Source organism: Williamsia sp. z71, assembly GCF_059553375.1.
The window spans coordinates 195816-222282 of sequence record NZ_JCANWX010000003.1 but is presented as its reverse complement, the minus strand read 5'-3'; the positions used below and the strand labels follow the sequence as shown (position 1 = coordinate 222282).

27 protein-coding genes are annotated in these 26467 nt (G+C 64.4%); 9 read left to right on the top strand and 18 right to left on the bottom strand.

Translation table 11 applies throughout. The features are described 5' to 3' along the window. Positions 1-34: 34 nt before the first annotated feature. On the bottom strand, positions 35-832 hold the full coding sequence (locus AC51GR_RS09220) for an LppX_LprAFG lipoprotein (RefSeq protein WP_496324333.1): 798 nt from the start codon (positions 830-832) through the stop codon (positions 35-37). Positions 833-991: 159 nt separating this feature from the next. Here AC51GR_RS09220 and AC51GR_RS09215 point away from each other — a divergent pair, with 159 nt between their 5' ends. From AC51GR_RS09215 to AC51GR_RS09205, 3 genes are all read left to right on the top strand, one after another. Then, positions 992-2491: a cytochrome b5 domain-containing protein gene (locus tag AC51GR_RS09215; protein WP_496324332.1), complete on the top strand. Its 1500-nt coding sequence runs from the start codon at positions 992-994 to the stop codon at positions 2489-2491. Positions 2492-2558: 67 nt separating this feature from the next. Further along, positions 2559-3752: a type III polyketide synthase gene (locus tag AC51GR_RS09210; RefSeq protein ID WP_496324331.1), complete on the top strand. Its 1194-nt coding sequence runs from the start codon at positions 2559-2561 to the stop codon at positions 3750-3752. A 40-nt stretch (positions 3753-3792) separates the two neighbouring features. Then, positions 3793-5565 carry an ATP-binding cassette domain-containing protein gene (locus tag AC51GR_RS09205; protein ID WP_496324330.1) on the top strand — a complete coding sequence of 591 codons (1773 nt, stop codon included), beginning with the start codon at positions 3793-3795 and terminating at the stop codon, positions 5563-5565. On the opposite strand, the gene AC51GR_RS09200 is transcribed toward AC51GR_RS09205, so the two are convergent. After that, a complete protein-coding gene (locus tag AC51GR_RS09200; protein ID WP_496324329.1) occupies positions 5551-6444 on the bottom strand; it encodes an LLM class flavin-dependent oxidoreductase in 894 nt (297 codons plus the stop codon). The two genes, AC51GR_RS09205 and AC51GR_RS09200, sit on opposite strands and share 15 nt — an antisense overlap. A 152-nt stretch (positions 6445-6596) precedes the next feature. Between AC51GR_RS09200 and AC51GR_RS09195 the strand changes: the two genes are divergently transcribed. Then, positions 6597-7235, top strand: coding sequence for a maleylpyruvate isomerase family mycothiol-dependent enzyme (locus tag AC51GR_RS09195; protein ID WP_496324328.1), 639 nt, complete (start codon positions 6597-6599; stop codon positions 7233-7235). Here the strand turns inward: AC51GR_RS09195 and AC51GR_RS09190 are convergent. Next, a complete protein-coding gene (locus AC51GR_RS09190) occupies positions 7229-8104 on the bottom strand; it encodes a sigma-70 family RNA polymerase sigma factor (RefSeq protein WP_496324327.1) in 876 nt (291 codons plus the stop codon). The genes AC51GR_RS09195 and AC51GR_RS09190 overlap by 7 nt on opposite strands. An 81-nt stretch (positions 8105-8185) precedes the next feature. On the opposite strand from AC51GR_RS09190, the gene AC51GR_RS09185 reads away from it, so the two are divergent. Continuing rightward, entirely contained in the window at positions 8186-8569 is a 384-nt protein-coding gene (locus AC51GR_RS09185; protein ID WP_496324326.1) for a DoxX family protein, read from the top strand. A gap of 16 nt (positions 8570-8585) precedes the next feature. Here the strand turns inward: AC51GR_RS09185 and AC51GR_RS09180 are convergent, their stop codons facing one another. Further along, positions 8586-8855 (bottom strand): DUF4235 domain-containing protein, encoded by a 270-nt coding sequence (locus AC51GR_RS09180; RefSeq protein WP_496324325.1) that lies wholly within the window; start codon positions 8853-8855, stop codon positions 8586-8588. A 74-nt stretch (positions 8856-8929) separates the two neighbouring features. Then, entirely contained in the window at positions 8930-9829 is a 900-nt protein-coding gene (locus AC51GR_RS09175; protein ID WP_496324324.1) for an alpha/beta fold hydrolase, read from the bottom strand. Between the two features lie 72 nt (positions 9830-9901). On the opposite strand from AC51GR_RS09175, the gene AC51GR_RS09170 reads away from it, so the two are divergent. Beyond that, positions 9902-11860, top strand: coding sequence for an AfsR/SARP family transcriptional regulator (locus AC51GR_RS09170; RefSeq protein WP_496324323.1), 1959 nt, complete (start codon positions 9902-9904; stop codon positions 11858-11860). Positions 11861-11887: 27 nt separating this feature from the next. Here the strand turns inward: AC51GR_RS09170 and AC51GR_RS09165 are convergent, their stop codons facing one another. The 8 genes from AC51GR_RS09165 to AC51GR_RS09130 form a co-directional block, all read right to left on the bottom strand. Beyond that, entirely contained in the window at positions 11888-12214 is a 327-nt protein-coding gene (locus tag AC51GR_RS09165) for a TfoX/Sxy family protein (RefSeq protein ID WP_496324322.1), read from the bottom strand. Positions 12215-12301: 87 nt separating this feature from the next. Further along, complete coding sequence (urtE, locus tag AC51GR_RS09160; RefSeq protein ID WP_496324321.1) at positions 12302-12994, bottom strand: urea ABC transporter ATP-binding subunit UrtE; 693 nt, start codon at positions 12992-12994, stop codon at positions 12302-12304. Beyond that, the gene (urtD, locus tag AC51GR_RS09155; RefSeq protein ID WP_496324320.1) at positions 12994-13842 is read right to left on the bottom strand and encodes an urea ABC transporter ATP-binding protein UrtD; all 849 of its coding nucleotides are present in this window, start codon (positions 13840-13842) and stop codon (positions 12994-12996) included. Before urtD ends, urtE begins: the two co-directional genes overlap by 1 nt. Next, positions 13839-14957: an urea ABC transporter permease subunit UrtC gene (urtC, locus tag AC51GR_RS09150; protein WP_496324319.1), complete on the bottom strand. Its 1119-nt coding sequence runs from the start codon at positions 14955-14957 to the stop codon at positions 13839-13841. Before urtC ends, urtD begins: the two co-directional genes overlap by 4 nt. Next, complete coding sequence (gene urtB / locus AC51GR_RS09145) at positions 14954-15841, bottom strand: urea ABC transporter permease subunit UrtB (protein ID WP_496324318.1); 888 nt, start codon at positions 15839-15841, stop codon at positions 14954-14956. Before urtB ends, urtC begins: the two co-directional genes overlap by 4 nt. Before the next feature lie 62 nt (positions 15842-15903). Beyond that, on the bottom strand, positions 15904-17181 hold the full coding sequence (gene urtA, locus AC51GR_RS09140; protein ID WP_496324317.1) for an urea ABC transporter substrate-binding protein: 1278 nt from the start codon (positions 17179-17181) through the stop codon (positions 15904-15906). A gap of 390 nt (positions 17182-17571) precedes the next feature. Continuing rightward, the gene (lon, locus tag AC51GR_RS09135; protein WP_496324316.1) at positions 17572-19932 is read right to left on the bottom strand and encodes an endopeptidase La; all 2361 of its coding nucleotides are present in this window, start codon (positions 19930-19932) and stop codon (positions 17572-17574) included. 128 nt (positions 19933-20060) lie between these two features. Next, complete coding sequence (locus AC51GR_RS09130; RefSeq protein WP_496324315.1) at positions 20061-20924, bottom strand: LLM class flavin-dependent oxidoreductase; 864 nt, start codon at positions 20922-20924, stop codon at positions 20061-20063. 109 nt (positions 20925-21033) lie between these two features. Here AC51GR_RS09130 and AC51GR_RS09125 point away from each other — a divergent pair, with 109 nt between their 5' ends. Beyond that, positions 21034-21900 carry a DUF5995 family protein gene (locus AC51GR_RS09125; RefSeq protein WP_496324314.1) on the top strand — a complete coding sequence of 289 codons (867 nt, stop codon included), beginning with the start codon at positions 21034-21036 and terminating at the stop codon, positions 21898-21900. Positions 21901-21911: 11 nt separating this feature from the next. Here the strand turns inward: AC51GR_RS09125 and AC51GR_RS09120 are convergent, their stop codons facing one another. Continuing rightward, positions 21912-22562 carry a hypothetical protein gene (locus AC51GR_RS09120; RefSeq protein ID WP_496324313.1) on the bottom strand — a complete coding sequence of 217 codons (651 nt, stop codon included), beginning with the start codon at positions 22560-22562 and terminating at the stop codon, positions 21912-21914. A gap of 132 nt (positions 22563-22694) precedes the next feature. Between AC51GR_RS09120 and AC51GR_RS09115 the strand changes: the two genes are divergently transcribed. Continuing rightward, positions 22695-22976, top strand: a complete 282-nt coding sequence (locus tag AC51GR_RS09115; protein WP_496324312.1) for a hypothetical protein — start codon at positions 22695-22697, stop codon at positions 22974-22976. Here the strand turns inward: AC51GR_RS09115 and AC51GR_RS09110 are convergent, their stop codons facing one another. The 4 genes from AC51GR_RS09110 to msrB form a co-directional block, all read right to left on the bottom strand. Next, complete coding sequence (locus tag AC51GR_RS09110) at positions 22977-23312, bottom strand: transcriptional regulator (RefSeq protein ID WP_496324311.1); 336 nt, start codon at positions 23310-23312, stop codon at positions 22977-22979. It abuts the gene before it with no gap. After that, positions 23297-23761, bottom strand: a complete 465-nt coding sequence (locus AC51GR_RS09105; protein ID WP_496324310.1) for a hypothetical protein — start codon at positions 23759-23761, stop codon at positions 23297-23299. The genes AC51GR_RS09110 and AC51GR_RS09105 overlap by 16 nt, the downstream gene beginning before the upstream one ends. 107 nt (positions 23762-23868) lie before the next feature. Next, positions 23869-24378, bottom strand: coding sequence for a peptide-methionine (S)-S-oxide reductase MsrA (msrA, locus tag AC51GR_RS09100; protein ID WP_496324309.1), 510 nt, complete (start codon positions 24376-24378; stop codon positions 23869-23871). Further along, positions 24379-24837: a peptide-methionine (R)-S-oxide reductase MsrB gene (msrB, locus tag AC51GR_RS09095; RefSeq protein WP_496324308.1), complete on the bottom strand. Its 459-nt coding sequence runs from the start codon at positions 24835-24837 to the stop codon at positions 24379-24381. 328 nt (positions 24838-25165) lie between these two features. Between msrB and AC51GR_RS09090 the strand changes: the two genes are divergently transcribed. Next, positions 25166-26437 carry an MFS transporter gene (locus AC51GR_RS09090; protein ID WP_496324307.1) on the top strand — a complete coding sequence of 424 codons (1272 nt, stop codon included), beginning with the start codon at positions 25166-25168 and terminating at the stop codon, positions 26435-26437. Positions 26438-26467 lie beyond the last annotated feature (30 nt).

The window sequence follows — 26467 nt, the reverse complement described above, 5'->3', positions numbered from 1 at the left end:
GGTGTTCGGTGGGCGCTGCCGGTTTCGACGATGACTATTCGGGGCTTGCGACGGTGACTGGTTCCTGCCACTTCGAGGTGACGATGTTCACCTCACCGCCCGAGACCTCAGCCGTGATCTGCACCAGGTTGTACGGGGCTTCGGCGGTGACCCAGAGTGTGATGGGCAGATCGGTACCGGTCTTGTCGACCTCGGGGAGGATCGGCTTGAGTTCGGTGCTCGCGATGGTGCCCTCGATCATGACCGCCTCGACCCCGTTGACCTCTTCGGTGCCGGCGACTGTCGGGTTGTGCACCTGGGAGATCACGTTGGCCAAGCCCTTGTCCTTGTCGAGGATGATGGCCGGGTCGTAGATCCGCTGGGCCGGACCGAGATTGGTATAACCGTCGGCGCCTTCGCCCCGGGTGTAGAGGTTGCCGTTCGCGACGATGAAATCTGACGCCGTCAGGTTGTTGTTGATCCGGAATTCGCCGGCACCCTGAGCGCCGACCACCGGCGCATTGGTGACGTCACCGTCGATCTGTTGAATGGGGAGACTCTCGATCGATTCGTCCACCATCAATGCGATGTGCACGGAATTCATCAGCCGTGTCGTCTGGGAACTCTGCTCGATCACCGCGGCCGGATCAGTGGGGACCACCGATGGTTGTGTGGATCGAGAGGTTTCCAGTACTGGCGGAACCGACTGGGAGACAGTTCGTTCCGGATCGTTGGAGCCACCACCGCCACATGCGGTCAGCAGGACACCGGAGACCGACAGCGCGACCGCGGCCGCGAACAGGTTTGATTTCGAGCGCGTGATTCGCGGGTTGCTACGTGGTTGATTTGGCATGCTCAGGGACGGTATAGGCCCGCGTCGACCGTCAAAAGTCGTTCAAATGACCGTAATCGGTTTCCCCGTCCGGGAACATCGGCCGCCCCCGCGTACTCCTATGGCCAAACCAAGCCCGCTGCCGTCACCTGATTCCGGCAGCCGACACGGAGGAATCGGATGACCGAATTGCAGACCGACGACGAGACGGATGCCGTCGTCGATCAGGGGCCGGCGGACGATCACGACCTCGGCCGCGAGCCCGGACCCGACGGCGGCCCGCGGCTGGCGAATGTGTGGATCTACCGGGGCCGGGCCTATGACCTGACGGACTGGATCTCGAAGCATCCCGGCGGGGAGTTCTTCATCGGACGGACCAAGAACCGCGACATCACCTCGATCATCGGGTCGTATCACAAGAACCCTGAGCGGGTCGAGAAAATCCTCGAGAAGTACGCCCTCGACCGCGACGCCGAGGTCGAGGACATCCATCCGAAGGCCAACGCGCCCGACTTCCTGTTCAAGGACGGCTTCGACAGCTGGCGAGACACCCCGCACTTCCGGTTCGACGACAAGAACGACCTGCTGCACCGGATCAAGCGCCGCCTTCGTGAACCGGAACTCGCGGCCCGGATCAAGCGCATGGACACGATCTTCAACGTCGTGGTCGTCATGCTGGTCCTCGCCTACTTCGCCGTTCAGGGACTGCGTCTGTACGACACCGAGTGGATGCCACTGCCGGTCTTCGTGATCGCAATGGTCCTGTTGCGCAGTGGGATTGCCGGTTACGGTCATTACGCGATACACCGAGCACAGAAGGGTGCGAACAAAGCGTTGGTCAGTGCCTTCGACATCAACTACGTTGCTCTGTCGTTTGTCACCGCGGATGGCCATGCGCTGCTGCATCATCCCCACACGCAGAGTGAGGTCGACATCAAGAAGAATGTCTTCACCTTCATGATGGATCTGCCCCGCGCCTTCCGGATCCCGATCCACACGCTCCACAAGTTCGGGCACGCCACCACCGGCATGGTCATCCGGCTCCTGGAGATCTGCAAGCTGACCCGGCAGGTCGGGGTCTCCGACATGTACGGGTCGCTGCGCGGTGGACTGCCGCATTTCATCGGTGCCTTCGGTCTGCGAGTTCTACTGATCTCCGAACTCGTGATCTTCAGTGCGATGGGCGACTTCCGGGCCTGGCTGGCACAGTTCGTGGCGGTCCTCTGGTTCAGCACGTTCCTGGTGGTCGCCAGTCATGACTTCGATGTCGACAGCCACGACCTGCCTGAGGTCGAGACCGATGACTGGGCCGTTGATCAGCTGGAGAAGGCCTATGACCTCAAGATCATCGGGAACCGCTACGCCGACTGCTTCTTGTCCGCCGGACTCGCTTCTCACCGCGTTCACCACGTGCTTCCCTTCCAGCGCAGCGGTTTTGCCAATATCGCCACCGAGGACGTGGTGCGTGAGGAAGCGGCGGATTTCGGTGTCGAATGGTTGCCGGCGAAGAGTTTTGTCACCGATCGCCTGCCCAAACAGTGCCGCGTCTACCTGGGTTCGCGGTCGCGACCGGCCCAGGACAACGGGTGGGGCTTCGTTCGGGAGCACTTCTCCCCTGCCGCACTCAAGACGTGCGCCGACTACACCATCAAGGGTTTCACCGGTATCGGCACCGTCTGAGCCGGATCGATCGAAATCATCTCTCCACGAAACACTTCAATACCCTCCTGAAAGGAACCCCTCCCCCATGTCCGTCATCTCCGACCAACCGGTCACCGCATCACACCCCGCGTTTGTGGGCCGCGGTCCGCACATCCGCCCGCACCTGCCGCCCGCTCCCCCGACCACCGTCGCGGTCATCGAGGGCATCGCCACCGGGGCGCCGGAACAGACCTTCTCTCAAACCGATGCCGCCGACGAGGTCGCCGCGCTGTTCACCGATCCGATTCAGCAGGAACGGATCCGCCGGATCTATGAGAAGACACGAATCAACGAGCGCCACTTGGCGATCGACCCCACCGACCCCGGGTTCCGCGAGTTCGGCGAGCGGCGGGGCACCATCAGGGACCGCATGGATCTCTACCTCGAACATGCTGCACCCCTGGCGATCGACGTGGCGCGCCGGGCGCTGGGCAGTATCCCCGGACACGTCGAGGTCGGTCTCCTGGTATTCGTCACCAGCACCGGTTTCATCGCTCCGGGCGTCGACGTCGCCGTCATCAAGGAGCTCGGGTTGCCCCGCACCACCAACCGCGTGGTCGTGAACTTCATGGGCTGCGCCGCGGCGATGAACGGCATTCGAATCGCCGCCGACTTCGCCCGCGCCAACCCGGACAAAAAGGCGCTGGTGATCAGCCTGGAGGTGTCGTCGGTCAACGCCGTGTTCGCCGACGACATCAACGAGATCATCACCCACAGCCTCTTCGGCGACGGATGTGGTGCAGTGGTCGTCGGTGCCAGTGAAGCGCGCCAACCGATCCCGGCCGGAAGAATTGTCATCAGGGAGACGTTCAGCCATCTGTTCGACGCCGCCGAAGACGGAATCGTTCTGGGCGTCAACGACAACGGGATCACCTGCGAGCTCTCCGAGGAACTCCCCGAGTACATCTACCGTGGGGTCGAGTCGGTCATCGATCGGGTGCTGGGCTCGCACGGGCTGGGCAAATCCGACATCGACCTGTGGGCGATCCACCCCGGTGGACCCAAGATCATCAACTCATCGGCGCGCTCGCTCGGTATCGACCCCGAGCGCGCCGACGTCAGCTGGGACATCCTGGCCCGCTACGGGAACATGCTCAGCGTCTCGCTGATCTTCGTACTCGAGCAGATGGCCCAGCGCAGCGCGCAGGACCGCGATGAGGACTTCACCACCGGTGTCGCCTTCTCCTTCGCCCCCGGAGTCACCCTCGAGGGACTCCTCTTCGACATCGTCCGTAGCTGACCTGACAACAGGCCGACAACGGAACAGGAAGTCAAACATCATGCAGCTCATCAGATTTTTGATCTCGGTGTCCTGGAAGGGCATCACGTTCGCGGTCATCGCCGGCCTGATCGGCGGTGCTGCCAACGCCTATCTGGTCACGCAGATCAACGCCGTGGTGTCGCCGGGACCGCGTCCCGACGACATGATTGCGCGGTTCGCGATCACAGCGGCGGTGGTCCTGGTCACCGGGCTGCTCTCGCAGATCGTGCTGATCGGGTTGGCGCAGAACGCGGTCTACCGACTTCGGGCCAAGCTCAGTGCCGGCGTCGTGTCCGCCCCGCTCGAACACCTCGAACGGCTCGGGATGCACCGATTGATCGCCACCCTCACCGAGGACGTGCGGGCGTTGTCGATGGCGGTCTCGGCGATTCCCAGCATCTGCATCGACGCCGCGACCATCGTCGGTTGCCTGGTGTTCCTTGCGATGCTCTCCGGCCCCATCTTCGCGATCACCGTCGGATCGACCCTGTTGGCGATCATGTGCGTGGAGACCGTGCTGCGGCGGGTTCGCGCGATCTATCAACATGCCCGCGAGCGCGAGGACGACTTGCTGCGTTCCTTCCAGTCGGTCACCTTCGGCATCAAGGAACTCAAACTGCACCGTGGTCGTCGCCGGGATTTCATGGATCGTCACCTGCTCGGTACCGCCGAAGATCTGCGGGCCGCGAATGTGTCTGCCGGAGTCAAGTTCTCGATGGCCCAGGGGTTCGGACAGTTGTGCCAGCTGGCCACCATGGCGTTCATCCTGTTCGGATTGGCCCTGCTGCTGGACATCCCGCGCGAGCACATGATCGGTTACGTCCTGATCACCACGTTCCTGTCGATGCCGATGCAGAACATGATGCATCTGATCCCGGACATCCTGCGCGGCGACGTCGCCCTGGCGAAGATCCAGGACATGAATCTGACGATGGCGTCGGTCAACGATGAATCAGCCCTGCCGTACACCGACCGCCCGGCGGTCTCCAGTGCGCGAATCGAGCTGCGAGGCCTAGGATATGCCTATCCCGGTGAGCAGCCCACCGGCTCCCCGCCTCCCCCGCCGTCCGGTCCCGAGAAGCCAGGCAAGAAGCACCGGCAGCATCCGTCCGGCCCGCCCCCGGGTGGCCCCGACGAAGGTCCGGGGTTCGCACTCGGACCCATCGATCTGACGCTCGATCCGGGGCAGGTCACCTTCATCGTCGGCGGAAACGGCAGCGGCAAATCGACTCTGGCCAAACTGATCACGGGTTTGTATGCGCCCCATCGCGGGCAGGTGTTGCTCAACGGCGAGCCCATCGGCCATGACAACGTGGAGTGGTACCGGCAGAACACCTCGGCGGTCTTCACCGACTTCCACCTGTTCGAGGACTACCTCGGGTTCGATCGTCCCGGCATCGACGATGAGGTACGCGGTTACCTGCATCAGCTGCAGATCGCGCACAAGGTGACCGTGGCCGACGGTAGGTTGTCGACGATCAATCTGTCTCAGGGTCAACGCAAACGGCTCAGCCTGGTGACGGCGCTACTCGAGGATCGTCCGATCTATGTCTTCGATGAGTGGGCAGCCGACCAGGAACCGCAGTTCCGGGAGTTCTTCTACCGCCGAATCCTGAACGACCTCAAGGAGGCCGGGAAAACGGTTGTGGTGATCACCCACGATGACCGCTACTTCGACCTCGCCGACCAGCTGGTCAAGCTTGACTTCGGGCGGTTGGCCACCGAGAGTTCGACGACGGGGCTTCCGCTGAGAGGACGAGCCCGGGGGCAACTGCATCTACCGCGACGATGATCGAATGCGCTGCGTCTCAGAGGCGGAGTGAGTGACGCGAGCCCGGGCGACCTGGGCCCGCACCGCCGGTGCGACCTTCGTCCCGAAGTCCTCGATGACTTTCGGACTGTCTGACGCCACGATGAACGCGCTGATCCCTTGGTCAAGGGCTAGTTCGACCAGTTCGTCGACACCGGCTGCAGCGTGAACATTGAGAAGACGGACGATCTCACGCGGATCGCGATCTGCAGCAAGCGCAGACTGATCGATCACTGAGTTTCCGAGAGCCAGGTCCCCGTCTTTCAGATACGCCTGGGACGGTAGCCAACCATCGGCCTGCCGACCGATGAGTCGCAAGAGTCGCGGCTTCAGTGCACCGATCCAAATTGGTAAGTCGTGGTCCAGCGCTGGGCCACGCTTCGCGCCGCTGACACTGTAAAAGTCACCTTCTACACGCAGCAGAGAGTGCTCGCTTGTGTCGAGGATCCCGCGAATGACCTGAACCGCCTCCCCGAGGGCGGCCACGCTCTCGCCCGGAGTCAGTTTCGTGACCCCCATGGCTTCGATGGCGTCCCAGAACGCACCGGCCCCCAATGCGAGTGCCACGCGGCCACCTGACAGCAAGTCCAGTGCCGCCGCCTGACGCGCCAGAACTGACGGCAAACGCAGCGGGACGTTCATGACGTTCCCCGCAATTCGAATCTCCGTGGTCTTCGCGGCGACCCATGTCATCAACGTCCATGCGTCGAGCAACTTCGGTTGATAAGGATGGTCTTGGAATGTGACGAGGTCGAGTCCGCTCGATTCCGCCAACACCGCCAGTTCTACGACATGTTCGGGATTTGTGGTGGTTGGGGTCAGGAACGAACCGAACTGCAAGCTGTGTCCGTAATCGGGCATCGTGGTCCTCCATGTTGCCGGCAGGTACTTGATGCACGGTACAAAGCGGACTACGGCCCGTTTATTCCGTTCCCGCTGTTTTCTCGGTGCTGCGCAGGCGAGAATGTGCCAGGGACCGATGAGTTTTCTGACGGCCGCTGGTCTGTTGGTGCATGAATATCGAGTTCTCGGATGTGTGGCCGGTGGTGCATGCCGAGCGAACCCAGCTGGTCGACGACCTGTACGGCATACCCGCTGATGCGTGGTCGACGCCCTCATTGTGTCCGGGTTGGGACGTGCACGATGTCCTCGCCCACCTGGTCGATTCGGCGATGACCACCAGAGTCGGCTTCGCTCGACGAATGTTACTGGCACGCTTCGACTTCGATCGTGACAATGCCACCGGTATCACCCGGCAGAGGCGGGATCGCCCCGCCGAAACGCTCGAGGCGCTGTCCGCAGTGGTGGGGTCCACCAGGACACCGCCGGCGAATCCGGCCACGCGTCTCGTCGAGGCCTTCGTCCACGGCAAGGATATTCGTCGTCCGCTGGGCCTCGATTCGACCTACCCGGTCGAATACGTGGTTGACGCCCTGCGATATCAGGTGAAGACCGCGGTTGGCTTCGGTGGTGGGCGTGAGCGGGTCGCCGGGTTGCGCCTGATCGCGGTCGACGCGGAGTACGCCGACGGTGTCGATTCCGGGAACGAGGTTCGCGGCCGGGCGATCGATCTGCTGCTGGCGGTGTCGGGCCGGGTGGTGCCGCCCGGTGCGTTGACCGGTACTGCGGCAGGAGAGCTGACCGGTCATTGAGTGTTGTCGGGGCCGGGGAGATCGATCGCTGCGAGGCGGGTCGGGTCGAGCACGGCAACGACCTGGGCCATCCGACCATCGACCACGGTGCACGCCATGACACTGATGGGCTTGCCATTCGGTCCCCACACCAGGATCCCCGGCTCTCCGTTCACCAGGACCCGGCGCGCAACCACGGCTGTGCGAGCGCCACCCTTGAGCGCGTCGAGCACCTCGGAGCTGCCCAGTCTCACCGTCACCCCGCGCGGAGTGTAGGTGCGCCACGTGACGTGCGGATCGAGTAAACGCAGAAGCTCGTCGAAGTCTCCGTTCCTCGTCGCCGCGAGGAACGCATCGACGACCTCGCGTTGCTGCCGACGCCCGGCCGAGGGGCGGGGCGCGCCCTTGACCTTGTGGCGGGCGCGACTGGCGAGCATCTTGGTCGCGTCCCCGGTCTTGCCGATGATTTCGCCGATCTCTGCGAACGGCACGCCGAACATGTCGTGCAACACAAAAGCCAGTCGCTCATCGGGGTTCAGAGACCCCAGTACGACCAGCAGAGCCAGCCCGACAGATTCCGCGAGTACCGCGCTGTCCTCCGGTGTGTCGACGTCTTCGGTGACAACGAGGTCCAGGAATCCGTCGTCATACAGCGGCCCCGGCTTGGTCTTGCGTGAGCGCAACATATCGATGCAGACGCGGCCCACCACGGTGGTCAGCCAGCCCGAGACATTCGCGAGTGAGTCGGGATCCTGACGCGCCAGACGTAGCCATGCCTCCTGCACTGCGTCCTCGGCGTCGGCGCGCGAGGCGAGCATCCGGTAGGCCATCGCCACCAGGCGTTCCCGCTCGTCCTCGAATGCCCCGGCCAGATCAACATCGGGGTTCATGGTCGTTACCTTCTGTCGCCGATATCCGTCACAGGTATGACGAGCCCTCAAGGGCCGAGGTAACACGATGAAGGAGGAATTGTGAACACCGCACTGTGGATCCTTGCCGGTGTGCTGTCAGTCGCTTTCCTGGTCGGCGGCGCGGCGCAGGTACTGATGCCCAAAGAAAAATATCGGTCACTCGGCGCGAGTCAGCACTGGGTCGACGACTTCGGCCCCGGACACCTCAAGGCGATCGGAACCATAAAGATCGCCGGAGCCGTGGGTTTGGTGCTGCCCGCGGTGGGCGACATCGCGCCGGAGTTGGTCCCGTTGGCCGCCTCCGGCCTGATGCTCTTCATGGCCGGGGCGTCGACAACGAGATTCCGGCGCAGCGAATGGGGCTACCTGGCCGGGGACGTGATGTTCCTGGCCCTGTTCGCATTCTTGGCGTGGGGCCGGTTTGCGCTCGAGCCCTTCACGTGATCTGTTGGGCGCGAACTCAGGTCGGGTCCTCGTGGGTCATGGCCTTGTAGCTACGGGCACCGGCGCGATCCACGGCTGCCCGCACCAGACCGAAGACCAGGCCCTGGAGGGCGGCCGCGACCAGTACCTCGGTGTTGCTCTTCTGCAGATCCTTCGGGTCCGGGACCTCCGGGTCATTGCCCAACCGCTTCCACACCTGTCCGAAGGCGGCCGAAGCTGCCAGTCCACCCAGCACGCTGGTAGCGATCGACAATGGCTTGTACATGGCCTTGGATTTGACGCTCATGCGCTTCCCTTCTTCGAACGCGGATCTGACGACCAGAGAGTACCGACCGGTGGCAAGTTGAAACCTTTTCGCGGCTAACGGTCTGTCCGCGACTGACGGTTCAGGAGGTCGGTGATGGCCGAGACGACCTCGGCGGGCGACTGTTCGGCCATGAAGTGGCCGTAGTCCCGGAGGCGGTGATCGAGATCGGCCGCCCAGCTCTTCCAGATCTGCTCGCCGTCAAAACCCATCTGCATCCCCCAGTCCTGCTGGATGACGGTGACAGGCATGGTCAGCGAGGTCCCGGCGGCACGATCCCGCTGATCGTGCTCGAGATCGATGCCTGCGGACGCGCGATAGTCGGCGACGATCGAATCGATGGCGTCGGCACTTGCCTGCAGGTACCGCGCCCTGATGTCGGCGGGAATCACCCGACCATCGGCGCCCCAGGCATCGAGGAAGTAGCCGAAGAAGGTGTCGGCGCTGCCGCGGATCATCGCCTCTGGCAACCCGGCCGGCTGAGCCATCAGATAGAGATGGAAGCCGACAGCGGCGGAGACCCCGTGCATGACGTCCCACATGTCCAGTGTGGGCAGGACATCGAGGCAGGCCAGATGGGTGATCCGGTCCGGGTGGTCGAGTCCGGCGCGGACGGCCACGAGTGCGCCGCGGTCATGGCCGACGAGTGCGAACCTGTCGAAGCCGAAGTGTGCGGTCAGCGCGACGACGTCGTCTGCCATGGTCCTCTTGCTGTAGACCCCCGGACCCGTCTCCGCCGGCTTGTCGCTGTCGCCGTACCCACGCAGGTCCGGAACGATCACGGTGTGGTCGCCCGCCAGGGCGGGCGCGACGTGACGCCAGCACAGGTGGGTCTGCGGGAACCCGTGGAGCAGTACGACGGGCGTGCCCTGACCTGCGACGGCGACGTTCAGGGCGACCTCGGGTGCGACCTGGACACGGTGATATTCGAATCCGTCGATGGATGGTGTGGTCATGGCGATCCGGTCTCCTACAGTTGAGTGGTGATGTCGTTCGGGTCGAGTCTGTGCGGAGCGGATGAGTAACCGATGAGTCCTGCCCGTGCCGCGCCCGTGGTCGCCGCCGAGATGGTGTGCGTCCTGGGATTTGTCGGCGGTCGAACACCGGCCGGTGACCGGATCGAGCTCGGCGGCCGGCGGCAGGCGCAACTCCTGTGCCGGTTGGTGGCCGCGCGGGGCACAACCGTCTCCGCCGACGATCTGGTCACCGCACTGTGGCCGGCGGAGCGTCCGAAAGACCCGATCGCGGCGATCCGCACGTTTGTTGCCGACATCCGACGCCGTCTCGAACCACAGCGGCCGCGCTATCTGCCGTCGGCATATGTGGTGACCGACGGCCGTTCCTATCGTCTGGCCCACTCGGCACGCGTCGACGCCTGGGAGTTCGCCGAGATCGCCGCATCGGTGGGCGGGATGCCGTGGGCACAGCGGCTCAGCAGGCTGCCCGACGCTCTGAATGATCTGTGGGGTGGCACGCCGTTCGGCGACCACCGCCATCTGCCGGGGGTCGAAGCAGAGCATGCCCGACTCGAAGAACTACACGCCCGGACGGTCGAAGCACTCGCGCAGGCGCAGATCCATTCAGGCCGCGGCGATCTCGCCATCCCGGAGCTGCAATCGCATCTCGACCGGCACCCGGGTCGGCAACGCGCTTGGATCCTTCTGGCGTCAGCACTGCACTCCACCGGACGCACAGAAGAAGGCCTCTCGGTCCTGGCCCGCGCACGCACCCGGCTGGTGGAACGGTTCGGTTTGGACCCGTCGGCGGAGCTGGATCGAGTGCAGCAAGATCTGCTCCGGGGCGACGGACCGCCCGCACCGGTCGGGCAGTCGTGGCCGTGGCCGGCAACCGCGCTCATGCCCAAGGGCGGCCGGTCCAGGGTGCTCAGCTCTGCGGTTCTCCTGCGTGACCTTGCCGTCAGTGGCGCAGACGGTCTGATGACCGCACAATCAGAACGGTCAACGGGTGCAACGGAACTCGCCAACCGCGACGATCCGCGCCTCGCCGCTGACTTTCTCACCCGCCTCGAGATCCCGGGCATCTGGACCATTTCCGACGACCCGGCACGATCCGCCCGGATCGTCGCGGCTTCCCGACGATGCCTCGACATCCTCGACGGTGCCCTGGCCCCGGCGCAACGTGCCCGCCTGCTGGCGCTCATCGGCATCGAATCACGGGGTACGCGTGGTCCGGCCGGCGCCGAGGCCGCGAATCGCGCCGTCGCGATGGCCCGCGAGCTGGGGGACCCCACCGTGCTGTGCGTTGCACTCAACGCCGCGTTTCTGCAGTCGTTCCACACGCTCGATGCCACCGACCGGCGGAACGCGATCGGTGGAGAATTGATCGCGCTCGGAACCGACCACGACCTGCCGACCCATCAGATTCTCGGGCACCTGATCGGTATTCAAACCAGCACCAGTACAGGCGATCTCGGCCAGGCCGACCACCACGCAGCCACCGTCGACCGACTCGGTGACTATCACGAGCGCAGTCTCGCGGGGTTCTTCACCACCTGGTACCGCGCGATCCGCGCGGATATGACCGGTGATCCGCCCGCCGAGATACAGCGGCACTACGACATCGCGCTGTCGCTGCTCCCTTCCTGTGGGATGCCGGGCATCACCCGTGGGCTCGCCCCGCTGATCGGGCTGGTCCGTGCGTTGAGAGCGGGCTCGGCCATCAGCACCTTCGACGACGTCGACTTCGGACCGAATGCGCCGTGGACGACCCCCATCACGGCCTATGCCGCCGGCGATCACCGACGAGCGTTGACAGCGCTGGGGCAGGCACCGGCACCACCGCCCGATCACCTCGCGACCACGAGGTGGGCGCTCCTGTCGATCGCGGCACATCAGCTGGGTGACAACACAATCGCGTCGACCGCGGACGGTCGGATCAGGCACCTGCCCTATCCCATCGGCTCCGAAACCGGAATGTTCACCCTCGGTGATCCGGCGCAACTCCCTGTTGTCGTGCCAACGGGGTGAGCGAGCCCGACCGGATCGCGAACTGGATCAGGTTGCCAGATGCGCCTGCCCGACACCTCGGGCGATCCAGGTCTGTAGTTGCCCCTTCGTCTTGACGCCCTCGGCGTCGACCCGGAGCCAGCCACGGGTCTCGCGGTTCCGCATCACCATCGGCGAGACGTACTTGCCGCGCAGCAACACCGCGCATTCATCAGCAGCGACCCGCACCAGGATCCCACCATCCCTGCTGACCGCGATGGCCATGTGACCGTTGACGAGGAACGCCAGACCACCGAACATGCGCTTCTCCGACACACCGCGCTGCGGCCCGAGCAGTTCCCGGATCCGACCGGCAAGATGTTCGTCGTATGCCATCACCCCAGTGTGCGACGACAACGGCACGCTCGGTGGTGTTTTCGGCACGGTCGACGGTGATTTCGGCCCGCTCGGCGGGGGGTGGGGTCAGATGGTCATCGCCTCACGGACACCGGCCTCGGCCTCCGCGCCGCCGGCACCGCTCGAGGTGATGCGGCCACCTTCGAGGATGTAGTAGCGATCGGCGGCTTCGAGGGCGAAGCCGATCTGCTGTTCCACCAACAGGACTCCCATGTCACCGCGTTGGGTGAGGGCAGTGATGGTGTTCTCGATCTCGGCCACCACCGACGGTTGAATGCCTTCGGTGGGTTCGTCGAGGATGAGCATCTTCGGTTCGGTGATCAGGGCGCGCGCGATGGCCAACTGCTGGCGCTGGCCACCGGAGAGCAGACCGGCCCGGCGGGTCAGCAGTTCGGTCAGTGCCGGGAACAGGTCCAGCGCCTCGGCGACAAGCTCTTTGCCCCGTTTGCGACCGTCGGCGACAACCTGCAGATTCTCCGCAGTGGTCAGGTAACCGAAGCTCTGCTGGCCCTGCGGGACGTAGGCCAGTCCCCGGGCCACCCGCGCGCTCGGGCGCAGTGACGTGATGTCGGCACCGTCGAACTTGATGGTGCCCTTGGTGACCTTCAGCAGGCCCACCGCGGCCCGCAGCAGGGTGGTCTTGCCCGCACCGTTGTGGCCCATCACCGCGGCAACACCATCGGTGGGTACTTCGATACTGGCACCGTGGACGACCTCGGTGCGGCCGTAACCGGTACGGACGTCGATCAATTCGAGCATCAGGCGGTCCCTTCGGATTGTACGGCGGCGGCGACTTCTTCGATCTCGGTGCCGCCCGCTGCGGTACCGAGATAGACCTCCTGCACCTGTGGGTTGGCCTGTACCTCCGCGACCGATCCCTCGGCGATGACCTTGCCCCGGGCGAGCACGGTCACCGACGTGGCGAACGAGCGCATGAATTCCATATCGTGTTCGACCACCACCACCGTGCGCTGCCCACCGATGCGGCGTAACAGTTGTCCGGTTTCCTCGCGCTCCTCGTGGCTCATGCCGGCGACCGGCTCATCGAGAAGCAGGACAGAGGCGTTCTGCACCAGCAACATCCCGATCTCGAGCCACTGCTTCTGGCCGTGTGCCAGGATCCCGGCGGGGGAGTCCTTGAGGTGTTGCAGTCCGATGGTCTCGAGTGCTTCCTCGATCTCGGGCAGGATGCCGGACCGGCGACGCAACAACGTCAGGGGACCGCGTCCGGCGCCGGCGGCGATGTCGAGGTTCTGCAAGACGGTGAGTTCTTCGAAGACGCTGGCGGTCTGGAAGGTTCGGCCCACACCCAGGCGTGCGATGCGGTGCACCTTCTTGCCGACCAGCTCGACACCGGACTTCTGGATCGATCCGGTCGCCGGGACCAGGCCGGTGATGGCGTCGATGACGGTGGTCTTACCGGCACCGTTGGGGCCGATCAGGAATCGCAGATCACCCTGCAGCAGAGTGAGATCCACGTCGCTGACGGCTTTGAAGCCGTCGAAGCTGACCGTCAGTCCGCGGACCTGGAGATAGTCGCTGGACATCCCGGCGTTGCCACCGAGGGTGGGTGCCTTGTCGACGACCGGGGTTTCGTTTGTGCTCATGAGGAAGCTCCCACTGGTGTGACGTCCGCCTTGTCCGGATCGGGATCAGATTCGGGTGGGTCGGGTTCGACCTTCTTGCGGCGCCACTTGGCCAGCGCGCCGAGCCCGGCGAGTCCGGCGGGGAAGAAGCCGACCACGACGATGAACAGCAGGCCCTGGGCGTAGACCCATCCGGAGGGGAAGTTCTCCGAGAGGTTGGTCTGTGCCCAGGCGACGCCGATGGCACCGAGTACCGGACCGAGCAGCGTGGTGCGGCCACCGATGGCGACACCGATCAGGAAGGCGATCGACGGAACGATGCCGACGTCCGCGGGGGAGATGATGCCGACGATCGGAACGAACAGTGCGCCTGCGACACTCGCGAACAGCGCAGCCACGGTGTAGGCCACCAGTTTGATGTTGGCGGGGTCGTAGCCGAGGAAGCGGACGCGTTCTTCCTGATCGCGGACGGCGACCAGCAGTTCGCCGTAACGGCTGTTCATTAGTTGCCGGGTGATCGCGACGATGATCAGCAGGGTTGCTGCGGCGATGAAGAACAGCAGCCGCTTGTTCGCCGGATCATTCAGTGCCAGACCGAAGAAGCTACGGAAACGATTGAGTCCGTTGCTGCCGCCGGTGCTCTGCTGACCGATGAGCAGGATGGCGAACGCAGCCGCGAGGGCCTGGGACAAGATGGCGAAGTATGCGCCCTTGACCCGGCGTTTGAAGATTCCCAGACCCAGGATCAGTGCCACCCCGGCCGGGATGAACAGAATGCCCAGGACGGTGACCACCGGTGAGGCGAACGGCTGCCAGTAGGCGGGCAGTTCGGTCGTGCCGGCGATCTGCATGAAGTCGGGGACGTCGTCGCCGCGGAGTTCTGCGTCCGAGATCTTGAGGTGCATGGCCATGATGTACGCGCCGAGACCGAAGAACACGCCTTGACCCAGGACGAGCATTCCGCCACGGCCCCAGGCCAATCCGATGCCGACGGCCACCATGCCGAAGCAGAGGAACTTGCCGAGCAGATTGAGTCGGAAGTCGCTGAGTACGGCCGGGGCGACGGCGAAGAGGATGATGGCCGCGATCGCGAAGCCGGAGTATGCCTGCCAGCGTGAAGAAAAGAACTGTTTCATACCAGGCTCCTCGTCTTGACGGTGAACAGTCCCTGCGGCCGGATCTGCAGGACGACCACGATGATGACGAAGACGATCACCTTGGCCACCGATGCGGTGGTGTTGTATTCGATGAATGAGTTGAGCAGTCCGAGTGACACGGCTGCGATGACCGCGCCCTTGATCTGCCCGAGGCCGCCGATCACCACCACCAGGAACGCATCGATCAGGTAGGTGGTTCCGGTGTTGGAACTGGTGGAGCCGATGAGGGTCAACGCCACGCCGGCGATGCCCGCCAGGCCGGATCCGATGAAGAATGTGGTGATATCTGTTTTGCGACTTGAGATTCCACTGGTCTCGGCGAGTTCGCGGTGTTGCACCACCGCCCGGATCCGCCGGCCCATGGGCGTGTACTTCATGGTCGCCGCCAGTGCCACCACACAGACGACGGCCAGGATCATGATGAAGATCCGGCTCTTGGGCACCACTGCGCCGAAGATGTCGACACCGCCGCTGAGCCATTCGGGACCGACCACGTTGACCGCGGGTGCACCGAAGATGTCGCGGGCAGCCTGTTGCAGAACCAGGCCCACACCGAACGTGACCAGCAGGGTGTCCAGCGGCCGGTGGTACATGCGCTGGATGAGCGTGACTTCGAGGAGTACACCCATCAGGCCTCCGACGAGGAAGCCGACAAGAAGTGAAACGATCAGGGAGACATTGGTATTGGATACCAGGTGTTCCTGCACCACATAGGCGGTGTACGAACCGGTCATGATGAATGCACCATGAGCCATGTTGATGACGCCCATCTGACCAAAGGTCAGTGAGAGTCCCAACGCTGCCAGTAGCAGGATCGACCCCAGACTGAGTCCGGTAAACGTCTGTCCTATCAGCACATCCACGTGGGCTGTTCCTTCCCGATCACTTCTTGTCGGCTTCCGTCGTCGCTGTCGAACTCCGAGGGCTACTTGCTACCCAGGCCCTCAGCCCACGGGTACCCCTCGAGGTACGGGTCGGGCTCGATGGGTGCCGATGACTCCCAGATCGTGTAGATCAGGCCGTCGGAACGGATTTCACCGATGCGAGCGGTCTTGGTGATGTGGTTGTTCTCGCCGTCGATGGTGACCAGACCCTCGGGTGCTTCGAACGTGACACCGCCGGCAGCTTCCTGAATCGCTGCCACCTCAAAGGAATCCGCCTTCTCGACGGTGTTCTTCCACAGGTAGACCGAGACGTACGCGGCTTCCATCGGATCGGAGGTGGGCTTGTTTGCGCCGTACTTGGCCTTGTATGCGGCCACAAATGCGTTGTTCACCGGGGTGTCGATGGTCTGGTAGTAGTTCCACGCCGTCAACTGACCGTCGATGTTCTGTACACCGATACCGCCGACCTCTTCCTCGGCGATCGAGACAGAGACGACCGGCATGTCCGCGGCGGTCAGGCCAACGTTGTTGTACTCGCGGAAGAACGCCACGTTGGAGTCACCGTTGAGGGTGTTGAAGACGGCGTCGGCGTCAGCGCTGCGAACCTTGTTGACGATGGTCGAGAAGTCGGTGGAGCCCAGGGGTGTGTAGTCCTCGCCCTTGATCTCCATGCCGTTGGCCTCCGCATATGCCTTGATGATGCGGTTGGCGGTCTGCGGGAAGACGTAGTCACTGCCGACGAGGTAGAGGGACTTGACGCCCTTTTCCTTCAGGTAATCCAGCGCGGGGACGATCTGCTGGTTGGTGGTGGCACCGGTGTAGAAGATGTTGGGCGAGGATTCGAGGCCCTCGTACTGCACCGGGTAGTAGAGCAATGCGTTGTTGTCTTCGAACACCGGGAGCATCGCCTTGCGGCTCGATGATGTCCAGCCGCCGAAAACTGTTGCAACACAGTCGCTGCTGATCAGTTTCTCGGCCTTCTCGGCGAAGATTGTCGGCTCTGAGGCGCCGTCTTCCCCGACGAGCTGGATCTGCTTGCCCAGCACACCACCGGAAGCGTTGATCTCATCGACCGCGAGTGCGATCGAATCGCGAACGGTGACTTCGGAAATCGCCATCGTGCCCGACAGTGAGTTGAGCGAGCCGACCTTGATCGTGCTGCCCGAGGTGTCGACGCACGACGTGGCCGACGAGGTGGCCTCGTCACTGGCCGAGCTGCCACAGGCACTCAGTGCCAGGGCAACCGCTGCGAGTGCGGCAGGGGCGACGAGGGCGGACCGGCGGAACCGGGACCTCTGGGGAACATCGGATTGCGGCATATCGGCCTTTCACTTGTGTTGCGTTGCACGAGAAGTTGCACCGAAAAGGGGGAGGTCGGCAAGCAGCGCTCCGACCCAGAACTGCGCGTATGCGGTTCCGTGTACCCGCATAAAAATAGGTAGGTTTTGTTTCATCGACGTGACCTGACGTGACAAACCGATTTCCGATTTACGAAATTTGCGCGTTGACGGTGCTGGGAGCCGCTGTTGTGATGCGAGTCACTACGTGTTTGCAGTTGGAATGCGCTGTGCTGTAGATGCTTTGCGAAAGCAGGTAGGCAGCAATTCTTTTCGGCCAAAGTCTGTAGCTACGCTAAACAATGGGAGATGCCCCGGACACAAAGAAGCCCACCCGCAACCAGGTTGCGGGTGGGCTTCAGATCGGGTGGGTCAGGCTGCGGCGATCGCGCCTTCGGAGACCGGCTCGAGTGCCTGGGCAACTATCTGTGCCACATCGGTCATCGGGAGCACCGTCAGTGCTTCGAGAACTTCGGTCGGCACGTCGTCGAGATCGGGCTCGTTGCGTTGCGGGATGAATACGGTGCTCATTCCCGAGCGGGCCGCAGCGAGAAGCTTCTGCTTCACCCCGCCGATCGGCAGGACCCGGCCGTTGAGTGTGACCTCACCGGTCATCGCGACGTCTGCGCGAACATTGCGGCCCGTTGCCATCGACACCAGCGCAGTCACCATCGTCACACCCGCAGACGGTCCATCCTTGGGAGTGGCACCTGCAGGCACGTGTACATGGATACTCCGTTCCAATGTCGCCGGATCGATACCGAACTCGGCTGCGTGCGAACGGACGTAGCTCAGCGCGATCTGGGCGGACTCCTTCATCACGTCGCCCAGTTGTCCGGTGAGGACGAGACCTTCACCGTCGGTGGATCCGGCCTCGATATAGAGGACGTCACCGCCGAGTCCGGTGACCGCGAGTCCGGTCGCCACTCCGGGCACCGCGGTGCGTTCCTCGGCGTCCGGGGTGAACCGGGGCCGTCCGAGGTACCCGACCAAATCGGGCTCGTCCACCAGGACCTTGTCGGTGTTGCCGACGGCGGTGAGTTCCGTCGTCACTTTGCGCAGCAGCTTGGCGAGGAGGCGCTCGAACTGGCGGACTCCCGGTTCCCGGGTGTAGTCGGCCGCGATCTTGCGGAGCGCGGCGTCGGTGACCTCCACCTCGTCGTCGGTGATGGCGGCGCGGTCCTGTTGCCGGGGCAGCAGGTAGTCACGCGCGATGACGACTTTGTCGTCCTCGGTGTAGCCGTCGATGGTCACCAGCTCCATCCGGTCGAGCAGCGCCGACGGGATCTGTTCGATGACGTTGGCCGTGGCCAGGAACACCACGTCGGACAGGTCGAGGTCCAGGTCGAGGTAGTGGTCACGGAACGTGTGGTTCTGCGCCGGATCGAGCACCTCGAGCAGGGCCGCGCTGGGGTCGCCGCGGTAGTCGGCGCCGACCTTGTCGATTTCATCCAGCAGTACAACGGGATTCATCGATCCCGCCTCACCGATGGCCCGGACGATACGGCCCGGCAGTGCGCCGACGTAGGTACGCCGGTGGCCGCGGATCTCGGCCTCATCGCGGACGCCACCGAGGGCGACACGAACGAACTTGCGGCCCAGCGCCCGTGCGACACTCTCGCCCAGCGACGTCTTGCCGACCCCGGGAGGTCCGGCCAACACCATCACGGCTCCGGAACCGCGCCCGCCGACGACCTGCAAGCCACGTTCGGTCCGGCGGGCCCGTACCGCGAGGTACTCGACGATGCGGTCTTTCACGTCGTCCAGACCGTGGTGATCGGCGTCGAGGATCGCCCGAGCGCCCTTGATGTCGGTGGAATCAGTGGTGGTGATGTTCCAGGGCAGATCGAGGACGGTATCCAACCACGTACGGATCCAACCTGATTCGGGACTCTGGTCGCTGGCTCGTTCGAGTTTCCCGACTTCGCGCAACGCGGCTTCGCGGACGTTGTCGGGCAATTGTGCGGATTCGACACGGGCGCGGTAATCGTCGCTGCCGTCCGGCTCATCCTCGCCGAGTTCCTTGCGGATGGCGGCCAGTTGCTGCCGCAGCAGGAATTCCTTCTGCGTCTTCTCCATGCCGTCGCGGACTTCGCCGGCGATCTTGTCGTTGACCTCCACCTCGGCCAGGTGGTCGCGGGTCCAGGTGATCAGGGTACGCAGGCGGCTCCCCACGTCGGGGGTCTCCAGCAGTTCACGCTTCTGGACGTCGGTCAGATATGACGCGTAGCCCGCGGTGTCGGCGAGTGCCGACGGATCGGTCAGCTTGTTGACCGAATCGATGACCTGCCAGGCCTCGCGGCGCTGCAGCATCGCGAGCACCAGTTGTTTGTATTCGGTGGCCAGTTCACGGACGTCGTCGGTGACGTCGGGTTCGTCAACAGGCTCCACCTCGACCCAGAGCGCAGCGCCGGGGCCGGTGGTACCCGAGCCGATGTGCGCGCGGGATTCGCCCCTCAGCACGGCGCCCGATCGGCCGTCGGCCATCCGGCCGAGCTGCACGATCGAGGCAACGACGCCGTAGGCGGGATAGCGGTCATCCAGTCGTGGGGCGACCAGTAATTTGCCTGCGTAGTGGTGGGGTTCCGGCTTCGCTTTCGTCTCCGGATCGCCGGCTTTCGCAGCGTCGACCGCAGCTCGAGCGGCGTCGTCCAGCTCGACCGGCACAACCATGCCGGGCAGGAGAACGGGCTCGGTCAGGAACAGCACCGGCAAGCGATTGAGTTCGGTCATGCTTCCTCCAAAGTTAAGTTCATTCGGCTCAACTTCGAATTCAGAAGCGTTGTTCCCGCAGGTGTCGATGTTCATCGACAGCAGAATCCGACCTCGGTTCACACACCACACCCCGGGCCGGTTCTTGACTAGGGGTTGTTGAATCCGCGTTCTGTCAACGATTCCAAGACCGAGACGGATCCACGGAAGGGGTCGGTCTCACGTGGCCAATGGGTGATCACATCGGTGAACCCGAGTTCTGCTGCCTGGCCGACCATGTCGTCGAAGACGCCGACGCTCTCCAGCGAGAATTGTGGCGAGGCGTCGAGGTTGAGGTAGCGATCGAAGCCGCCCGGATCCCGATCGCTCTCGACCAGTGTCTCCTCGAGGAGTCCGCAACTAGCGGCTATTCCGGTGAACCACTCATCGAGGGTCTCGACCTTGGCGCCGGTGGTCATCCAGGCGTCACCGTGTTGTGCGGCGAAGCGGATCGAACGGGGACCGTTGCCCGCCAATATGAGTGGGATCTCATCTCGCACCGGTCCGCCCACGAGACGCATGTTCCGGGCCTGGTAGTACTCACCGTCCGCGGTGACGTGGTCTTCGCTGAAAAGCCGTTCGAGCAACAGTGTGAACTCCTGGAACCGGTCGACCTTCTGCTTGGCGGTCAGCGGCGCTGTACCTTCCAGGCCGTCGTCGGGGGTACCGCCGGCACCTAGTCCCAGCAGGATCCGGTCACCGGCGATATCGAGGAGCGTCTCTATTTCGCGGGAGAAAGAGACCGGATGCCGAAAGTTCGGGGTGGCCACGAATGTCCCGAGTTTGATCGGTGTCACCGCGGCGGCCGCCGTCATCGTGGGAATGCAGGAGAACCACTGGGAGTCCGGGAGGCCGCCCCACACCAAATGGTCGAAGAACCACCCGTGGTCGAAGCCCATGCTTTCGACGCGCTCCCATTTGGGCCGCGCTTGATGCCATGGCTGATCCGGAAGTATTGAGATCCCATACCGCATCTCATCAGCCTAAACCGCAGACCGCCGCGGCCTTCGGTGGCGCGCGGCGGCGAGGACGCCCACAGACCCGAAGCGGCGTACCGACCACGGCGCACGTTAGTGTTCCGCCGTGATTCTGAAGAAGACGACCCGAGCAGCCATCGGTACGATCGCGTTGATCCTCGGATCCGCGACATTGACCGCACCCACCGCCACCGCCGCCCCCGTCGGCATCGCCGCACCGGCCTCGTCGGCCTGTGTGCCCGCGTCCACCCCGGAATCGGAGGCCGCCCTCGCGGCACTGACCGACCCGGCCGGTATCGAGACCTTCCCGCAGGCCCGAGATCGGATCTCCGCGGTGCGCGCCGAACTGACCCACTCCGACGACTACCGGGGAACCTTCCCGCTGGCCTTCGATGAGATTCTCGATCTGGTCGGTCCGAGTATCGATTCGGGGACGTACGACGACCCGGTCTGGGCCGCCGATCTCGCAGTGGAAGTGGTCCGGCTGTACCTGGCGGACCTGCACGAATACGTCATCGGCGGGACGCCGTCACCGCACTGGGCCGACGCGTTGGCGTTGACCGGGGATTGTGGCCGGAGCCCCGGACGGGTCGTCACGGGCGCGATCTTCGCGCACCTGGTCATCGATTTCCCCAAGGCGCTGGTCAACATCGGCACCACCGCGGACAACACCAGGGACTTCTACACATTCGGCGGTGCACTCGTGGACGCGACGCCGGGGATCATTGCCGACTTCGAGAAGACCTACGGGGCGGACCTCGAAGGGCTGTTCACGGGCTGGTTCGCCGGGGACATCTTCGGCGATGAACTGGCCACCACGCTGATGTTCCAAGCCGTTCGGACCGTTGCCCTGGTCAACAGCGCCGGCCTGCAGAATCCGGCCACGCGCGATGCGACGGTCGCCGAGATGAACCTGCTGCTCGGCACCGCCAACATCGCCCTCGACGGCCTCGAGGTGACCGGCCTCATCTGATCGTCGAACACCTACTGCTGGGTGTGCCTTTCGCCAGGGGCCTGAGCACCATCGATGGGCGCCGGGTCGCCACCGCGGCGTACCGGGTTGGCCGAGGGAGCTGAACGATCGACGCCGGGCGCCGGCTGGTTGGCCCCGGGTGCGAATTGATTGGCTCCGGGTGCGGCCGGATTCGCCCCGTGCCCCTGCGCCTGCTGGTTGCCCACCGGTGCGGCCGGATGGGTTCCCGGCGCGGCCGGAGCGGCTCCTGGTGCTTGCCGGTTGCCCTCGGCGACAGGCTGGTCGCCGGCGTCCGCATCGCGCTCGTGCCGACCGGCGTGCGGGACATCGGGATCGATCTTGTCGGCGTGCCGGAGCTGGGCGTCGAGCTCCTCACGCGCTGATGCTGCGACATCTTCGTGGGTCGACGCCTCGTGCTTCAAACGCTTGGCCTCGGCGGCCTTGGCCTCCGCGTCCGCCTGGGCGCGGCGTGCCTTTGCTGCCGACTCTTCGGCGATGGCCTCGTTTCGCTGAACCTCGTTCACGCGCTGCGATGCCGCTTGACGGATTTGTCCGGCTTCGACCCGCCGCTGTGCGCGGCGCCTCCGCATCAGGAGGGCGATCAGGGCGATCAGGACAAGTACGACAACAACGGCTATGACGATCCAGACAACGGTGTTCACGATCAGCTCCAGACATGTCGATGGTGCTCACGGACTACCCCGCGCACCGCGGCGGCAAACACCGCGGCGCCCATGCGACGCCCATCACCGCTGGTCAGCGGGTACGTCGGGGGCAACGAATACAGTGCTCCCATGAGCGAAACCGACGGCTACCCCGACGACTGCCCGACGCTGGCCCGGGACGGCCGGGTGATCGGCTTCTGCCCGTCCCCGAGCGGCTCGCACCTGTTGGTGTGGTGGCGGGCGGACAGCGTGGTCATCGGCGGATTCGAAACCTACGAGGCCGGGGTCGTCGCCGCTCTGCGGGCCCTCGCCGGCGACGGTCTCGATCCCGATCCCGATGAGGTCGAGGTCGAGGCCGCGCACCTGGAGAAGGAGTTCACCGCCACCGACTGGATGGGCCTGGGCTTCTAGCTAAGAACCGTCGGTGACCGGGTCACCGGGGGCGGCGCTGTCGACGATCGCCTGCAACGCGGCGATGTGGCCTTTGAACGCCTGCCTGCCCACGGCGGTGAGTCTGACCCGGACCGTCCGTCTGCGGCCGGCGGGTGCACGTTCGGTGATCAGGTACCCGGCCCCTTCGAGGGTCGACAACTGCTTGGACAGCGCCGAATCGGATAAGGCGAGGCGTTCTTTCAGGAATGAGAACTCGGCCCAGTCGGCGGCCGCCAGGGTGGCTACCAGTGACAACCGGGTGCTGGGGTGGATGAGTTCATCGAAACCGTCGGTCGGGCTCACACACGCGCCCATCTGCGCACCGTCTTGAGTATCTCGGGTCCGCCGACCCCGGTGATCACGGCGACGACCAGTGCCGACCACAGCGCGGGCATCCCGACGTCCTGGGCGTCGAGAACCAGTGCGAACGAGATCGTCAGGGCGACCAGTATCAGCAGTATCCCGACCACCATGATCGCGTTCTTGACGCCGGTCACCTCGTGGCTGACCTGGATGCGGGAGGTGCGGCGCCGGCCGCTCAAGAACTGCGAGGCCAGGACGGCATGACCCGCCCCGAACAGGATCGTCCCCGCCGCGGCCAGCCACCACGGGGTGAAGGTGGCAAGAACTCCCAACACCAGCCAGCCGGCCGCCATGCCCCACCAGTATTGGACGGGTAGTCCCACTTCCTCGCTCACCTGGCGCCGCGCGCGGTCGGCGGACTCCAGTTCGCGGCGGGCTTCTTCCGGATCGATATCGGCCATGATGGGAACTCACTTTCCTATTGGGAAAGTAGTATCTACTTTCCTGTTGGGAAAGTCAAAGCCCCCGCACGACCGGAGTCGGGCGAGGGCTTTGGTGAGTCTGCGATCTAGCTGGTGGTCTGTGCTCGACGGGGCAGTTTCCAACCCGGTCGGACGTAGTGACAGGTGTAGCCGTTGGGGATCCGCTGGAGGTAGTCCTGGTGTTCGGGCTCTGCCTCCCAGAAGTCGCCGGCCGGGGTCACCTCGGTGACGACCTTGCCCGGCCACAGTCCCGACGCGTCGACGTCGGCAATCGTGTCCAGCGCCACCTGCTTCTGCTCGTCGTCGGTGTAGAAGATCGCCGACCGGTAGCTGGCCCCGACGTCGTTGCCCTGTCGGTTCTTGGTCGACGGGTCATGGATCTGGAAGAAGAACTCGAGCAGATCGCGGTAGCTGATCTGTTCCGGATCGAACTCGATCTCCAGGGCCTCGGCATGCGTGCCGTGGTTCCGGTACGTCGCGTTCGGGACATCGCCGCCGGTGTATCCGACCCGCGTCGAGAGAACGCCGGGCAGTTTGCGGACCAGGTCCTGCACGCCCCAGAAGCATCCGCCGGCCAGTATCGCCTTTTCGCTCATCTACTTCGCCTCCTCGGTGGTGAACAGCTCGAGATACTCGCCGTAGCCTTCCTTCTCCAGGTCGGCGACCTGGATGAAGCGAAGCGCGGCCGAGTTGATGCAGTAACGCAGACCGCCTTCGGCGATGGGTCCGTCGTTGAAGACGTGGCCGAGGTGGCTGTCGCCATGGGCCGAACGCACCTCGGTGCGGACCATCCCATGGGTGGTGTCACTCTTCTCTACGACGTTTGCCGGCTCGATCGGGGTGGTGAAACTGGGCCAGCCGCAGCCGCTGTCGAACTTCTGGGTCGAGGTGAACAGGGGTTCGCCCGAGACGATGTCGACGTAGAGGCCGGCTTCGTGGTTGTCCCAGAATTCGTTGCGGAAGGCCGGCTCGGTGGCCGATTCCTGCGTGACGGCGAACTGCGCCGGGTTCAGGCGCGCAACGGCGTCGGGATCTTTGCGGTATTCATGCGACACGTGGACTCTCCTTTGTATTTCTCACAGCCGGCTGCCGGCGTCTGACATCGGCAGGATTCGGCGGAGTTCTGTACGTACAACGACGGGTGAGGGCGGGGTGTTCCTTCGCCCCCGGGCGCCGCGTCAGCGTGTTTGCAGACCCAGGACAACCGGGAACACCGAAAAACCGGTGAGCGCCACGATCAGCACCCAGATGGGAAAGGGCCGGGCAGTTCCTCCATCATCACTCATGGGCCTTCGTGCGCGCGGCCGCTCGGGCCGGATGTCGGGGCCGATTCGAATGGGACCATGCTTGAAAGCCGGGACCGAACGTGGGAAAGGGATATCTGTGCGCTCATGGGTGGTCTGGGCGACAGGTGTATTCGCCTATGTGGTGGCCATCCTCGCCCGCACCACCCTCGGTGTGTCCGGGCTCGATGCTGCCGACCGGTTTTCGGCGGCACCCGGTGTGCTCTCGACGTTCGTGGTGTTGCAGCTCACGGTCTACGCGCTCGCGCAGGTGCCCGCCGGCCTGTTGCTGGACCGCTTCGGGTCGCGGGCGATGCTCGCGACCGGTGGGCTGATCCTGGTCACCGGACAGATGACGATGGCGCTGACCGACGACCTGCCGGTCGCCATCGCGGCTCGGGTCCTGGTCGGGATCGGCGACGCGTTCACGTTCATCTCGGTACTGCGGTTGGTCCCGCGGTGGTTCACCCCGCGCCGGGTACCGCTGGTCACCCAGTTCACCGGGATCTGCGGACAGTTCGGGCAGGTGTTGTCCGCGGTGCCATTCCTGATGCTGCTCGATGCCCAGGGCTGGACACGGGCGTACATGTCGGCCGCGGCCCTCGGGGTGCTTTCGGTGGTGTTGACGGTGGCGGTCGTCCGAAACGCCCCGGCCGGAACCGAGACGGCCGTGCCGCGGACCTCGCTGCGCGTGACGTTGGCGGGCGTCAAGACGGTGTGGTCGCGGTCCGGGACCAAACTGGGATTCTTCACCCACATGGGGACCCAGTTCTCGATCACGGTGTTCTCGCTGATGTGGGGCATCCCGTATCTGACCGCTGCTCAGGGGCTCTCGAAGGAGACCGCAGGCGGAATCCTGACGGTCTCGGTCGGTGTCATCATCGTCGCCGGAATCCTGATCGGGGTGTACTCCGGACGCTATCCGAAGCGGCGGTCGGATCTGGTGCTCGTGATCATGGGCAGCAATGCGGTGGTCTGGGCGGCGGTGTTACTGCTCCCGACCCGGGCGCCGATGTGGTTGCTGATGCTGTTGGTGGTGGTCATCTCGGTCGGCGGCCCCGGATCGGTGATCGGCTTCGACTTCGCCCGGACCTCGAACCCGGGCGCGGTGCTGGGCACCGCGCAGGGCCTGGTCAACATGGGTGGGTTCCTGGTGTCGATGGTGGTGATGCAGGTGATGGGCAGCATCATCGGCGCGATGGGCGGCTACTCGTTCGACTCGTTCCGGGTCGCGTGGACCGTGCAGTTCGCCGTCTGGATCTTCGCGATGGGGGGTGTCCTGGTCTATCGCGGGCGGGCGCGCCGGGAAGCAGCCGCGCGCACGATGGAGATCTCGGTGCCCGCGCCCACCGCTGCGCCGCCAACCAACTGACGGTTCTATCACTTCGACGTCGAGCAGTCC

Bases quoted from the DNA above. Each gene is read 5' to 3' on its own strand.
- AC51GR_RS09220 (WP_496324333.1), bottom strand. From the start codon at position 832: ATGCCAAATCAACCACGTAGCAACCCGCGAATCACGCGCTCGAAATCA.
- AC51GR_RS09215 (WP_496324332.1), top strand. From the start codon at position 992: ATGACCGAATTGCAGACCGACGACGAGACGGATGCCGTCGTCGATCAG.
- AC51GR_RS09210 (WP_496324331.1), top strand. From the start codon at position 2,559: ATGTCCGTCATCTCCGACCAACCGGTCACCGCATCACACCCCGCGTTT.
- AC51GR_RS09205 (WP_496324330.1), top strand. From the start codon at position 3,793: ATGCAGCTCATCAGATTTTTGATCTCGGTGTCCTGGAAGGGCATCACG.
- AC51GR_RS09200 (WP_496324329.1), bottom strand. From the start codon at position 6,444: ATGCCCGATTACGGACACAGCTTGCAGTTCGGTTCGTTCCTGACCCCA.
- AC51GR_RS09195 (WP_496324328.1), top strand. From the start codon at position 6,597: ATGAATATCGAGTTCTCGGATGTGTGGCCGGTGGTGCATGCCGAGCGA.
- AC51GR_RS09190 (WP_496324327.1), bottom strand. From the start codon at position 8,104: ATGAACCCCGATGTTGATCTGGCCGGGGCATTCGAGGACGAGCGGGAA.
- AC51GR_RS09180 (WP_496324325.1), bottom strand. From the start codon at position 8,855: ATGAGCGTCAAATCCAAGGCCATGTACAAGCCATTGTCGATCGCTACC.
- AC51GR_RS09175 (WP_496324324.1), bottom strand. From the start codon at position 9,829: ATGACCACACCATCCATCGACGGATTCGAATATCACCGTGTCCAGGTC.
- AC51GR_RS09170 (WP_496324323.1), top strand. From the start codon at position 9,902: ATGAGTCCTGCCCGTGCCGCGCCCGTGGTCGCCGCCGAGATGGTGTGC.
- AC51GR_RS09165 (WP_496324322.1), bottom strand. From the start codon at position 12,214: ATGGCATACGACGAACATCTTGCCGGTCGGATCCGGGAACTGCTCGGG.
- urtE (WP_496324321.1), bottom strand. From the start codon at position 12,994: ATGCTCGAATTGATCGACGTCCGTACCGGTTACGGCCGCACCGAGGTC.
- urtD (WP_496324320.1), bottom strand. From the start codon at position 13,842: ATGAGCACAAACGAAACCCCGGTCGTCGACAAGGCACCCACCCTCGGT.
- urtC (WP_496324319.1), bottom strand. From the start codon at position 14,957: ATGAAACAGTTCTTTTCTTCACGCTGGCAGGCATACTCCGGCTTCGCG.
- urtA (WP_496324317.1), bottom strand. From the start codon at position 17,181: ATGCCGCAATCCGATGTTCCCCAGAGGTCCCGGTTCCGCCGGTCCGCC.
- lon (WP_496324316.1), bottom strand. From the start codon at position 19,932: ATGACCGAACTCAATCGCTTGCCGGTGCTGTTCCTGACCGAGCCCGTT.
- AC51GR_RS09130 (WP_496324315.1), bottom strand. From the start codon at position 20,924: ATGCGGTATGGGATCTCAATACTTCCGGATCAGCCATGGCATCAAGCG.
- AC51GR_RS09115 (WP_496324312.1), top strand. From the start codon at position 22,695: ATGAGCGAAACCGACGGCTACCCCGACGACTGCCCGACGCTGGCCCGG.
- AC51GR_RS09110 (WP_496324311.1), bottom strand. From the start codon at position 23,312: ATGGGCGCGTGTGTGAGCCCGACCGACGGTTTCGATGAACTCATCCAC.
- AC51GR_RS09105 (WP_496324310.1), bottom strand. From the start codon at position 23,761: ATGGCCGATATCGATCCGGAAGAAGCCCGCCGCGAACTGGAGTCCGCC.
- msrA (WP_496324309.1), bottom strand. From the start codon at position 24,378: ATGAGCGAAAAGGCGATACTGGCCGGCGGATGCTTCTGGGGCGTGCAG.